This is a genomic window from Bacillus sp. AF23 (assembly GCF_020861455.1).
In the GTDB taxonomy this organism is placed as follows: Bacteria; Bacillota; Bacilli; order Bacillales; family Bacillaceae; genus Bacillus; species Bacillus halotolerans.
The window spans coordinates 41,214-53,566 of the sequence record NZ_JAJHVY010000022.1 but is presented as its reverse complement, the minus strand read 5'-3'; the positions used below and the strand labels follow the sequence as shown (position 1 = coordinate 53,566).

The 12,353-nt window shown below is 46.7% G+C and carries 12 protein-coding genes; 9 read left to right on the top strand and 3 right to left on the bottom strand.

What is annotated here, in order from left to right; all coding sequences use genetic code 11:
• Positions 1 to 54: 54 nt before the first annotated feature.
• Genes purM through purD form a run of 4 tightly spaced genes read left to right on the top strand, consistent with a single transcriptional unit; the run spans position 55 to position 4,498 of the window.
• The gene (gene purM / locus LNN34_RS13015) at positions 55 to 1,095 is read left to right on the top strand and encodes a phosphoribosylformylglycinamidine cyclo-ligase (protein WP_229043589.1); all 1,041 of its coding nucleotides are present in this window, start codon (positions 55 to 57) and stop codon (positions 1,093 to 1,095) included.
• Positions 1,092 to 1,679: a phosphoribosylglycinamide formyltransferase gene (gene purN, locus LNN34_RS13010; protein ID WP_059335945.1), complete on the top strand. Its 588-nt coding sequence runs from the start codon at positions 1,092 to 1,094 to the stop codon at positions 1,677 to 1,679. The genes purM and purN overlap by 4 nt, the downstream gene beginning before the upstream one ends.
• Entirely contained in the window at positions 1,676 to 3,214 is a 1,539-nt protein-coding gene (gene purH / locus LNN34_RS13005; protein ID WP_229043588.1) for a bifunctional phosphoribosylaminoimidazolecarboxamide formyltransferase/IMP cyclohydrolase, read from the top strand. Before purN ends, purH begins: the two co-directional genes overlap by 4 nt.
• 15 nt (positions 3,215 to 3,229) lie before the next feature.
• Positions 3,230 to 4,498: a phosphoribosylamine--glycine ligase gene (gene purD / locus LNN34_RS13000; protein WP_229043587.1), complete on the top strand. Its 1,269-nt coding sequence runs from the start codon at positions 3,230 to 3,232 to the stop codon at positions 4,496 to 4,498.
• A 39-nt stretch (positions 4,499 to 4,537) separates the two neighbouring features.
• Here purD and LNN34_RS12995 read toward each other — a convergent pair whose 3' ends face one another.
• On the bottom strand, positions 4,538 to 4,960 hold the full coding sequence (locus tag LNN34_RS12995; protein WP_044152772.1) for an Lrp/AsnC family transcriptional regulator: 423 nt from the start codon (positions 4,958 to 4,960) through the stop codon (positions 4,538 to 4,540).
• 144 nt (positions 4,961 to 5,104) lie between these two features.
• On the opposite strand from LNN34_RS12995, the gene LNN34_RS12990 reads away from it, so the two are divergent.
• Complete coding sequence (locus LNN34_RS12990; RefSeq protein ID WP_105954742.1) at positions 5,105 to 6,379, top strand: APC family permease; 1,275 nt, start codon at positions 5,105 to 5,107, stop codon at positions 6,377 to 6,379.
• Positions 6,380 to 6,393: 14 nt separating this feature from the next.
• Here LNN34_RS12990 and LNN34_RS12985 read toward each other — a convergent pair whose 3' ends face one another.
• Positions 6,394 to 6,627 (bottom strand): DUF2892 domain-containing protein, encoded by a 234-nt coding sequence (locus LNN34_RS12985; protein WP_024120452.1) that lies wholly within the window; start codon positions 6,625 to 6,627, stop codon positions 6,394 to 6,396.
• Positions 6,628 to 6,754: 127 nt separating this feature from the next.
• Between LNN34_RS12985 and LNN34_RS12980 the strand changes: the two genes are divergently transcribed.
• The 3 genes from LNN34_RS12980 to LNN34_RS12970 are packed head-to-tail and all read left to right on the top strand — an operon-like array spanning position 6,755 to position 9,836.
• A complete protein-coding gene (locus LNN34_RS12980) occupies positions 6,755 to 8,497 on the top strand; it encodes an adenine deaminase (RefSeq protein ID WP_229043586.1) in 1,743 nt (580 codons plus the stop codon).
• A 26-nt stretch (positions 8,498 to 8,523) separates the two neighbouring features.
• Positions 8,524 to 9,519 (top strand): DUF3048 domain-containing protein, encoded by a 996-nt coding sequence (locus tag LNN34_RS12975; protein ID WP_059352567.1) that lies wholly within the window; start codon positions 8,524 to 8,526, stop codon positions 9,517 to 9,519.
• Between the two features lie 2 nt (positions 9,520 to 9,521).
• Positions 9,522 to 9,836, top strand: coding sequence for a YerC/YecD family TrpR-related protein (locus LNN34_RS12970; protein ID WP_014479070.1), 315 nt, complete (start codon positions 9,522 to 9,524; stop codon positions 9,834 to 9,836).
• 35 nt (positions 9,837 to 9,871) lie between these two features.
• Here LNN34_RS12970 and LNN34_RS12965 read toward each other — a convergent pair whose 3' ends face one another.
• Positions 9,872 to 11,449 carry an FMN-binding glutamate synthase family protein gene (locus LNN34_RS12965; RefSeq protein ID WP_106295761.1) on the bottom strand — a complete coding sequence of 526 codons (1,578 nt, stop codon included), beginning with the start codon at positions 11,447 to 11,449 and terminating at the stop codon, positions 9,872 to 9,874.
• Positions 11,450 to 11,664: 215 nt separating this feature from the next.
• Here LNN34_RS12965 and LNN34_RS12960 point away from each other — a divergent pair, with 215 nt between their 5' ends.
• Positions 11,665 to 12,351 carry a heptaprenylglyceryl phosphate synthase gene (locus LNN34_RS12960; protein WP_059352569.1) on the top strand — a complete coding sequence of 229 codons (687 nt, stop codon included), beginning with the start codon at positions 11,665 to 11,667 and terminating at the stop codon, positions 12,349 to 12,351.
• Positions 12,352 to 12,353 lie beyond the last annotated feature (2 nt).

Genomic DNA, 12,353 nt, shown 5'->3' with positions numbered 1-12,353 from the left:
TTCTGCCCTTGTTCGGAGAGATATTTTGAAAAGCGCCTTAAAGGAGTGAATAGGATGTCTGAAGCATATAAAAACGCAGGAGTTGACATCGAAGCCGGATATGAAGCTGTAAAACGGATGAAAAAACATGTGGAGCGCACGAAAAGGCTTGGCGTTATGGGCAGCCTTGGCGGCTTTGGAGGCATGTTTGATCTGTCGGAGCTTTCTTATCAGAAACCTGTTTTAATTTCGGGAACAGACGGTGTCGGCACAAAATTAAAGCTGGCTTTTTCCATGGATAAACATGACACGATTGGTGTAGATGCTGTTGCCATGTGTGTCAATGACGTGCTTGCGCAAGGTGCGGAGCCGCTCTTTTTTCTCGACTATTTAGCGGTCGGCAAAGCGGACCCTGTGAAAATCGAGCAGATCGTACAAGGCGTTGCGGATGGCTGTGAACAATCAGGTTCAGCCTTGGTCGGCGGAGAAACCGCTGAAATGCCTGGATTATATACAGCTGATGAATACGATATTGCAGGTTTCTCAGTTGGTGTGGCGGAAAAGGATGAAATCGTGACTGGCGAAAACATTAAGGAAGGTCACCTTTTAATCGGCCTGAGCTCCAGCGGCCTTCACAGCAACGGGTTTTCCCTTGTGAGAAAGGTGCTTCTTGACGATGCAGAGCTTGATCTCGACAAAACGTATGCGCCGTTTGAACGCCCGCTCGGCGAAGAACTGCTTGAGCCGACAAGAATTTACGTGAAGCCTGTGCTTGCGGCTGTGAAAAACGGACTCATTGATGGTATGGCGCACGTAACAGGCGGAGGATTTATCGAAAATCTTCCGCGTATGCTTCCTGAAGGCTTAAGTGCGGAAATCGATCACGGCTCTTGGCCGATCCCGCCGATCTTCTCTTTCTTGCAGGAGCATGGCAAGCTGAAAGAAGAAGACATGTTTAACGTCTTTAATATGGGCATCGGATTTGTTCTTGCAGTAAAAGAAGAACATCTTACCGAAGTCATCGGAACGCTTGAAAGCCAAGGCGAAAAAGCCTATTTGATCGGGCGAGTGAAACATGGTGAAGGCGTTACATTCGGCGGTGCTGCGCTTTCATGAAAAAGTTTGCGGTATTTGCATCCGGAAACGGCTCAAACTTTGAAGCCATCGTCACGCGTTTGAAAGAGGAGAACTGGGATGCAGCCGTTTCGCTCCTCGTTTGCGATAAGCCGCAGGCGAAAGTCATCGAGCGGGCGGAAAGATTCCAGATTCCATCCTTTGCATTTGAGCCGAAGTCTTATGAAAACAAGGCTGCATTTGAACGGGCCATTATTGAACAGCTTCATCTTCATGAAGCAGAATTGATCGTTCTGGCCGGCTATATGAGACTGATCGGTGATACGCTGCTTCAGGCATACGGAGGAAAAATCATCAACATCCATCCTTCCCTTCTTCCCGCTTTCCCTGGAATAGACGCAGTCGGACAGGCATACCGGGCGGGTGTGAAGGTTGCCGGGATTACGGTTCATTATGTCGATGAAGGAATGGATACAGGGCCGATCATCGCTCAAAAGGCAATCGAAATTGACGAACACGATACATTGGAAACAATCGAACAGCGGATTCACAAGCTTGAGCATAAATGGTATCCGAGTGTGATTAAAGAGCTATTAGGATTAAATAACAGAGGTGAAAAGGCATGACCATTAAACGCGCACTAATCAGTGTTTCAGATAAAACAGATCTTGTTCCTTTCGTAAAAGAACTGACAGAGCTTGGCGTTGAAGTTATTTCAACCGGCGGCACAAAAAAGCTTCTTCAAGAAAACGGTGTTGATGTCATCGGAATTTCTGAAGTGACAGGTTTTCCGGAAATTATGGACGGGCGCTTAAAAACGCTTCATCCGAATATTCACGGCGGTCTTCTTGCAGTTCGCGGCAACGAAGAGCATATGGCGCAGATCAATGAACACGGGATTGCGCCAATTGACCTCGTTGTCGTCAACCTCTATCCATTTAAAGAAACGATTTCTAAAGAGAATGTGACGTACGAAGAGGCTATTGAAAACATTGATATCGGCGGACCTGGCATGCTGCGTGCGGCATCGAAAAACCATCAGGACGTGACGGTTATCGTTGACCCAGCGGATTACAGCCCTGTTCTGAATCAAATCAAAGAAGAGGGCGATGTTTCGCTTCAGAAAAAACGCGAGCTGGCGGCAAAAGTATTCCGTCACACTGCGGCATATGATGCGCTGATCGCTGACTATCTGACAAATGTTGTCGGTGAAACAGAACCAGAGCAATTCACCGTTACGTTTGAGAAAAAACAATCGCTTCGCTATGGGGAAAATCCTCATCAAGAAGCAACATTCTACCAAAGCGCGCTTCCTGTCAAAGGATCTATTGCGCAAGCAGAACAGCTGCACGGCAAAGAGCTTTCTTACAACAACATTAAAGATGCGGACGCAGCTGTTCAAATTGTTCGTGAATTCACTGAGCCTGCTGCGGTTGCTGTGAAGCATATGAATCCGTGCGGGGTGGGAACTGGCGAAACGATCGCAGAAGCGTTTGACAGAGCGTTCGAAGCAGATAAAACATCGATCTTCGGCGGCATTATCGCGTTGAACCGTGAAGTGGACAAGGCAACAGCCGAAGCACTTCATCATATTTTCTTAGAAATCATCATTGCGCCTTCATTCAGCGAAGAAGCGCTTGATATCCTGACAGCGAAGAAAAATCTCCGTCTGCTGACACTTGATGTGACAGCTGCCGTTCAAAAAGAAAAACAACTGACATCCGTTCAAGGCGGGCTGCTGATTCAAGATTTAGATATGCACGGCTTTGATGATGCAGAGATCAGCATCCCGACAAAAAGAGAGCCGAACGAGCAAGAGTGGGAAGACTTGAAGCTTGCTTGGAAAGTCGTGAAGCATGTGAAATCAAATGCGATCGTTCTCGCAAAAGATAACATGACAGTAGGTGTAGGAGCTGGACAAATGAACCGCGTCGGATCAGCGAAAATCGCAATCGAGCAGGCAGGGGAAAAAGCGAAAGGCAGCGCACTCGGATCAGATGCATATTTCCCAATGCCGGATACAGTCGAGGAAGCGGCAAAAGCGGGCGTTACAGCTATCATCCAGCCAGGCGGATCTATCCGTGACGGGGATTCCATTAAAAAAGCGGACGAGTACGGCATTGCTATGGTATTCACCGGCATCAGACACTTCAAACATTAAGGGGATGAAAACGACGTGAATGTATTAATTATCGGTAAAGGCGGAAGAGAGCATACGCTGGCATGGAAGGTGGCGCAAAGCAGCCTTGTTGATACGGTATTTGCCGCTCCGGGAAATGACGGCATGGCATCTTCTGCACAGCTTGTAAACATTGAGGAAAGCGACCACGCCGGGCTTGTCTCATTTGCAAAAGAAAATCAGGTCGGGCTGACCATTGTCGGGCCTGAGGTTCCTTTAATTGAAGGCCTTGTTGACCAGTTCGAAAAAGCCGGTCTTCGTGTGTTCGGTCCGTCAAAAGCCGCTGCGATCATCGAAGGAAGCAAGCAGTTCGCAAAGGATTTAATGAAGATATACGACATTCCGACCGCAGAATACGACACGTTTACATCCTTTGAAAAAGCCAAGGCTTATGTGCAGGAAAAAGGCGCTCCGATTGTCATTAAAGCGGACGGACTGGCGGCTGGAAAAGGCGTAACCGTTGCGATGACGGAAGAAGAAGCCATCGCGTGTCTGCATGACTTTCTTGAAGATGAAAAATTCGGTGATGCGAGCGCATCTGTCGTGATCGAAGAATTTCTTTCCGGCGAAGAGTTTTCCCTCATGGCATTTGTCAAAGGAGAAAAGGTATATCCGATGGTCATTGCCCAGGATCATAAGCGTGCTTTTGATGGAGACAAAGGGCCGAATACAGGAGGAATGGGCGCTTACTCTCCTGTTCCGCAAATTTCGGAAGACACCGTGCGTCATGCTGTAGAAACGATCGTCAAGCCAGCCGCAAAAGCAATGGTTCAAGAGGGGCGTTCCTTCACAGGCGTTTTGTACGCGGGGCTGATGCTCACTGCGAATGGATCGAAGGTCATTGAATTTAATGCCCGCTTCGGCGACCCGGAAACGCAGGTTGTGCTGCCTCGTATGGATTCTGATCTGGTACAAGTGCTTCTAGATCTTTTAGATGATAAGGAAGTTGACTTGAGATGGAAGGATACGGCGGCAGTCAGTGTCGTGCTTGCTTCAGAAGGCTATCCTGAAAGCTATGCAAAAGGCACGCCGATTGGCAGCCTGACAGCAAATGCTGATCAAGTTGTCGTCTTCCATGCCGGAACGAAAACAGAAGGTGAAGAGTTCGTCACAAACGGAGGCCGTGTCGCCAATGTGACCGCTTTTGATGAAACGTTTGAAGCGGCACGAGACAGAGTGTACAAAGCCGTTGATGAGATCATCAAACCCGGCCTGTTTTTCCGAAAAGATATCGGAGCACGAGCTCTGAAGGCTGCCCAAAAATAAAGTGAAGAAAAACCCGCAGATTGTGCTGCGGGTTTTTTGTTATGCAAAAGCATGCCGGAAAGCGGAAGAAGAAAGCACAACAAGCGTGGTCGGTTTTCCGTGGGCCATTGAAGCGTCTATAAAATCTTCTAGACTATGCACAGATTCCGTCACCACTTTTGTCACATAGCTGTACATACCTGTAATCCGGTGGTTCTCTGCCACATCGGGGTGAGCTGCGGCAAAGGCGGCGTAGTGCTTGCAGCTTTTCGGCTCCATCAGGATAAAAGCAGTGACATGTTTGTTTAGCTTTTCATAACAGATATCAGCGCTGTACCCGGTAATGACCCCTTTGTCCTCAAGCTTTCTGACACGTTCCGCCGCACTCGGAGAGCTGAGCCCGACAAGCTTTCCTAATTCAACCATCGTTAATCTGGCATTTTGCTGCAAATGCGAAAGAATCTGAAGGTCTGTATCGTCCATTGGTATTGCTCCTTTATATGTTTAAGTGAATTGATGAGAATTCCTTTTATTATGAGGAAATGTTGTTGATTTAGCTTAATTGTAGCATATGGGTGCCGTTTGTTTTTTTCTATAATAAAGCCATTAACATGAAAGGAGGCAATCATTTTGCCGGAATTACAGCGTTCGATTACTTGGGTTCAAGGAGCGGCATTAACGATCGGGGCCGTATTAGGCTGCGGGATCTTAATCCTTCCGTCTGTCACGGCTGATGCTGCCGGCCCCGCTTCTGTATTGGTTTGGGGATTTATGTCTTTCTTATCATTTCTGCTCGTCGGCACACTGGCGCGCCTTGTCAGAATGGCGCCAAGCGCAGGAGGGATTACGGCTTATGTTCAGCTTGCTTTTCGGCCAAAAGCCGGAGCCATGTTGGGCTGGATCATGCTGGGATCGGTTCCGATCGGTGTGCCAGTGATCGCTTTGACTGGCGCACATTATGTCAGCTACGTCACACAGGCTTCGGATTGGCAGATTGCTTTCATTGCAGCAAGTATGCTGGCGATCTCCATTTGGCTTCATATCAGGGGCATTCAATTATCAGCAAACATCAGCATACTCGTCATCTGTGTCATTCTGCTGCTGCTTGTCATATCTGTTGCTGTTTCACTGCCTCACGTTAAAGCAGCTGAATTTAAGCCTTTTCTGCCGCATGGCTGGTTTGCCGCGGGTTCTGTTTCTGTCATCATCTTTTTTTCTTTTGTAGGCTGGGAAATGATTACCCCATTAGCTGAAGAGTTTACACATCCGGAAAAGGATGTTCCAATCAGTTTATTCTTAGCGGCTGCTTGTGTGGCGGTGCTTTATATCATGCTGTCGTTTGTCACTGTGGGCACTCATGCATACGGAGAAAAAGGAGAAATCGCATCTCTGACGATGCTCATATCAAAAGGTACAGGGGATATTGGGGTATATGTAACGACTTGTTTAGCTCTTTTTATTACATTCGCCACCATTCATGCCAACATTGCAGGGTTTTCAAGAATGGTTTATGCGTTGGCAAGAGAAGGTCATATTCCTGGGTATTTCGGGAAGCTCAGTCATACAAAACATACACCTGTCCGTGTATTAACAGCGCTGGCTTTCGTGTTTGGTTTCGTTCTTATGGCAAACGGCATATTTCAAATTGATCTGACAACGCTCCTTAAAGGACCAAGCTCAGCATTCATCGCATCTTACATATGCACAATGGCGGCAGCGCTGAAGCTGCTGAACTGGAAGGATTCAGGCTGGTGGATGGCTTTGGGGGCGCTTCTTCTTTGTACAGTGATCTACTTATTTAGCGGCTGGGCTCTCTTGTATCCGGCTGCGTTTGCGGCTGTTGGTTTTTTCTATATGAAGACAAAGAGATATACTGAGAAAAAGCTTGATCACGTTTCATGATCAAGCTTTTTTGCTTACGATTCTTGATGATCCTGTCCATGGTTTTCACCAGTACTGTTTTGAAACATATAGGTCACAGGGCAGAAACGCAGTATGCCTGAACCTGCCTTCATGGCGCCGATAAAAATGCAGAACAGATGCATTCTGCACCAAGGTTTTTTCGTATACTTGGCGCTGGCGGCTGACATAATTGTCAGTCCGCAGGCGATACGGAAGACGGCATTGATGAGACTGATGTTTGGTTTCATGAAATCTGCTCCTTTTACTTAAAAAAGTTTTTTAATTGAACCTTCAAAAATTTGTAACGTTTTTATCGTGCGTGATGGAGAGGGATGTGATAACATGAGTCTAATACATGTAAAGGAGAGTATGTGAATGTCCGAACGCACCTTTAACTGGAAAAACAAAGACATCAGGGCACAGGTTGATGTTGTAGACTCTAAGCTGCTTCCAACGCTCCTTTTACGGAATGCTCTCGTCTTAAATCCATATGTAAAACAATGGCTGAAAAAAAACATTTGGATTTATCAGGACCGTATTGTTTATGTTGGTCATGAACTTCCGGATAGAACCGAAGAAATTCATACGATTGATTGTGAAGGAAAATACATTGTGCCTGGCTATATTGAACCGCACGCACATCCTTTTCAAATATATAATCCCCAAACGCTGGCGGAATATGTGTCTCAGTACGGTACAACGACATTCGTAAATGATAACTTATTTTTGCTTTTGCAAAGCGGAAAAAAGAAAGCGCTTACTATTTTGAACGAGCTCAAAAAGCTTCCGGTTCAGTATTTTTGGTGGTCACGGTATGACCTGCAGACCGAGGTGCTGAACGAGGATCACGTTCTTCCATTTGACGTCAGAAAGCAGTGGATTGAACATCCGGATGTCATTCAAGGCGGAGAAATGACCGGCTGGCCGCGTCTTGTAGATGGCGATGATTTAATGCTTCACTGCATGCAGGCCACAAAAAAACAGCGGAAACGCATAGAAGGGCATTTTCCCGGCGCTTCAGATAAAACGCTTACAAAAATGAAGCTGTTCGGAGCGGATTGTGATCATGAAGCCATGACAGGTGATGAAGTGATGAGAAGGCTGGAACTGGGCTATTATGTATCACTTCGAAATTCGTCCATTCGCCCTGATTTAAGAAACATATTGAAGGAGCTTCATGAAAAGGGCTTCCGCTACTACGACCACTTTTTTTACACAACAGACGGCGCTACGCCTAATTTCTATAAAGGCGGCATGACAAACGAGCTCATCCGGATTGCGCTGGAAGAAGGGGTTCCGGCAATCGATGCGTACAATATGGCATCCTTTAACATCGCAAAGTATTACCAAATGGATGATTATTTAGGCGTTGTCGGGCCGGGAAGACTTGCATCACTGAATATCCTTGAGGACCCGTTGCAGCCGAATCCGGTAACCGTTCTGTCAAAAGGCAAAATTCTGCGTGAAGACGGCCGTGATATGAATGCGTTTCCACATACGAACTGGAACAAAGGCGGTCTTGTCCCGCTTGAGCTTTCATATGATATGACGATGGATGATTTGCAGTTTTCCATGCCGATGGGCGTAAAAATGCGGAATGCGGTGATTATGGAGCCGTATATGATTGAGATCGACAACTCGGTCGAACAGCTTTCATTTGACCATGATGAAAGTTATTTAACGATGCTTGACAGACATGGGAAATGGCGCGTTAATACGATGATAAAAGGATTTGCGTCAAGTGTGCAGGGGTTTGTGAGCTCCTTTACGACGACGGGGGATATTGTCGCGATTGGAAAAAACAAAGCGGATATGCTGCTTGCTTTTTCCCGCATGAAAGAAATTGGCGGGGGAATTGTGCTTGCGGAAAACGGAAAAATCCTTCACGAAATTCCTCTTTCACTGTGCGGATGCGCTTCTTCGGAATCGTATGACATCGTGCTGGAAAAGGAACAGAAGCTGAGAGATCTTTTGACTGAAAGAGGCTATGAGTATTGTGATCCGGTTTATACGCTGCTCTTTTTGCAAAGCACGCACCTCCCGTATATACGCATTACGCCAAGGGGAATCTTCGACGTGATGAAAAAAACTGTACTCTTTCCATCGATAATGCGTTAAAATATAAAAGAGCGGGGAGCCGACATATGAAAAAATGGATGACAGTTTGCGTGCTGTGTTTCGCGTTTTTCCTGCTAGTATCCTGCCAGCAGAAGGACGCTGTCCCTGATCACACAAAGAAGCTGAAAGCTCCTTTGACGGGACTGGAGACTGAGCAGAAGGTGACTGAACGCAGGCCTGTTGCTGTTGTGGTGAACAATCACCCGAAGGCGAGGCCGCAATCAGGACTGTCTAAAGCCGACATTGTCATAGAAGCGCTTGCCGAAGGCCAAATTACAAGGTTTCTGGCCATTTTTCAAAGCCAGATGCCTGAAACTGTCGGACCTGTGCGGAGTGCGCGGGAATATTTCGTCACTCTCAGCAACGGTTTTGACAGCATATTTGTCCATCACGGCTGGAGTCCCGGCGCCAAGGAGCAGCTGGAATCCGGAGCTGCCGATTATATGAACGGATTGGATTTTGACGGAAGCTTATTTTGGAGAGCTGATTTCAGCGAACCGCCCCACAATTCTTTCACGTCTTATCAGTACATAAAAAAGGCGGCGGAACAAAAGGGATATGAGCTGAAGCAGGAAACAGATCCAATGCTGTTTCAAACATCAGATGCAAAACCTGTAAATGAATCTTATAATGTTCGGGTAGATTATGGAACAAAAAACGTTACAAATCTTGTCGAATACAACTATGATAAAAAAACTGAAGCTTATACGAGAAGCTCTGATGGTGTCATGACGACAGACCGGGAAACCGGAAAGCCGGTTGCAATGCAAAATATTTTCATTGTTGAAGCCAGCCATCATATTATTGACCAAGATGGAAGGCGTGACATCGACATAGAATCAGGGGGTAAAGGTCTGCTGTTTCAGCACGGAAACGTCATTGAAGCAGACTGGAAAAATGTAAACGGAAGAATTGTGCCGGTGAAAGACGGCAAATGGCTGCCGTTTGTGCCAGGAAAGACATGGATAAATATCGTGCCTGATCTCGATGCGGCTTCCATTAGTAAAGGAGAAGGTGTGTAACGATGCAAATCGATAAATTACGCGGCAAAGAACTGGACCAGTTATTTAACTCGATCTTATCGCTGAAAGACCTGGAGGAATGTTATCGGTTCTTCGATGATCTTTGCACAATTAACGAAATTCAATCGCTGGCTCAGCGCCTTGAAGTGGCGCGTATGCTTCGCGAAGGAAACACGTATCATAAAATTGAAACAGAAACAGGCGCTTCTACAGCGACCATTTCCCGAGTGAAACGATGCTTAAATTATGGAAATGACGCATATGAAATGGCGCTTGACCGTGTGAAGGAGAATGAAACAGAGTCTTCTTCCAAATAAAAAACCGCCCTGCCGTCTGGCAAGGGGCGGTTTTTTTATGAAACAATTTTCTCAATCAGATTGTCAATGTCAACTGTGCTGCCATCCTCTTTTCGGTAGACAACATGCTCCTTGGAAAAGTGAACCGGCGAATCGATCCCGGCTGCTGCGGCCAGATTAAACAGCCCCTCACGCAGCGAAATGACGTAGTTGCAGACGCGGTGCTGTTTTTCCTCAACGCTCAGCGCTTTTTGCAGCTTTGGATCTGTTGTCGCAACGCCTGCCGGGCATGTGTTGGTGTGGCATACGAGGGCGCGGATGCATCCGACTGAAAACATCATGCCGCGTGCAATGTTGACAAAATCAGCGCCCAGAGCTAAAGCGACCGCGATTTTGTCAGGGGTCAGCAGCTTTCCGGAAGCAAAAAGTTTCATACGGTCACGCAAGCCGTATTGTCTGAGCAGCGTATCAACGATAGGGAGCGCCGTCATAATCGGGAGGCCGACTGTGTCGGCAAGCTCATAGAAGGAAGCGCCGGTACCGCCTTCACTACCGTCTATCGTAATAAAATCAGGATGTTTTCCGCTTTTCTGCATATAAGAAAAAAGCTCATGCAAGTCATCAGGCTGGCCTGCAACAATTTTAATGCCGACCGGCTTTTGACCGACGTCTCGCAGCTTTTCAATAAAATCCAGCATTTCAGGCGCGCTTGAAAATTCATGAAAGCGGTTTGGGCTGTCGATTGACTTTCCGGGTTCGACATTCCGGATGTCTGCCACCTCTTCTGATACTTTAGCGCCATCCACATGTCCGCCGCGGGTTTTGGCTCCTTGTGCGAGCTTCAGCTCAAACGCTTTAATTTGATCTAGCCGGCTTTTCTTTTTAAATTCCTCCCACGAAAATTCCCCTTTTCTATTGCGAACGCCAAATAGACCGGGGCCGATTTGGCAGATGATATCAGCACCTCCCTTTAAGTGATACTCAGACAATCCGCCTTCACCGGTATTCATCCAAGTGCCGCCCGCCTGGTGCAGCCCTTTTGACAGCGCCGTAATGGCGCGCTCTCCAAGTGAACCGTAGCTCATGGCGGATTGACCGACTAATCCCTTCACATAAAAAGGCTTTTCGCATGTACTCCCGCCGATGACTTGAACATCATCCGGATGGAGAAAATACGGATCAGCCTTGGTACGTTCGGCATGTTCGCTGCGTCTGAACAGATTGTCCGAATCGATTTTATAGATGTGGGTTTCGATTTTCGGAGACTGGCCCACACGCAATTCTTCTTTTTGCTTTGGGAAAAGGGCGTTTCGGATATAATAGCCCGGTTGATCAAAATCTCTTACCGATCCGAATCCCATCATTCTGCTTTTGTATTTTCCTGATATGACTGTTTGCTCAAATTCTTTTCGTGAAAAAGGCTGTTCCTCATTGTCATTGCTGAATAAATACTGCCGCAGCTCCGGTCCGATTTTTTCAAAAATATAGCGAAACCTTCCGATGACAGGATAATTGCGGAGGATTGAATGCTCCTTCTGTTTTTCGTCCTTTATGTAAATCCAGACAAACAATGCGATGGGGATAACGATGATCCCGATGATAAATGCAATAAGTGCAATAATGATGTATTCCATCTGTCAGCCTCCCTTTTTATGTAACCATTTCCACTGTTGGAGCGTTTCCAAACAATAGAAAATATTACTGTCTGTTTCTATAAAAAGAGAGGGGAAATAGAATCAAAACACCTTTTTCAGTGAATAACGAGAATGACGGTTTTTTCCGTTTTTCCGCGCTATGTGAATTTGTTATAATGTTTAAATGGTAAGAAACGAATGGAGGAACGGATGACGTGTACGATGTAACGGAGTGGAAGCATGTCTTTAAACTCGATCCAAATAAAGATTTGCCTGATGAACAGCTGGAGATTCTTTGTGAGTCAGGGACTGATGCGGTCATTATCGGGGGAAGCGACGGTGTGACGGAGGATAATGTCCTGCGGATGCTGTCTCAGGTGAGACGGTTTTTGGTGCCGTGTGTCCTTGAGGTGTCAGCGATTGAAGCGATTGTCCCTGGCTTTGACTTATATTTTATTCCGAGTGTATTAAACAGCAAAAATCCGGATTGGATAGTCGGCATGCATCAGAAAGCCATGAAGGAATATGGAGAACTGATGTCGATGGAAGAAATCGTGGCGGAAGGCTACTGTATCGTAAATCCTGATTGCAAAGCCGCGGCTTTAACGGAGGCGGACACCAATCTGAATCATGACGATATCATCGCCTATGCGCGCGTGTCTGAGCTGCTGCGGCTTCCGGTTTTTTATCTGGAATACAGCGGCGCTCTTGGGGACATAGAAGCCGTGAAGAAAACGAAGGCTGTATTGGAAACGTCCACCCTGTTTTACGGAGGCGGCATCAAAGACGCGGAGACGGCATTACAGTATGCCGAGCACGCGGATGTCATTGTGGTGGGCAACGCTGTGTATGAGAATTTTGATGAAGCGCTGAAGACAGTAGCAGCTGTCAAAGGCGAGTAGCG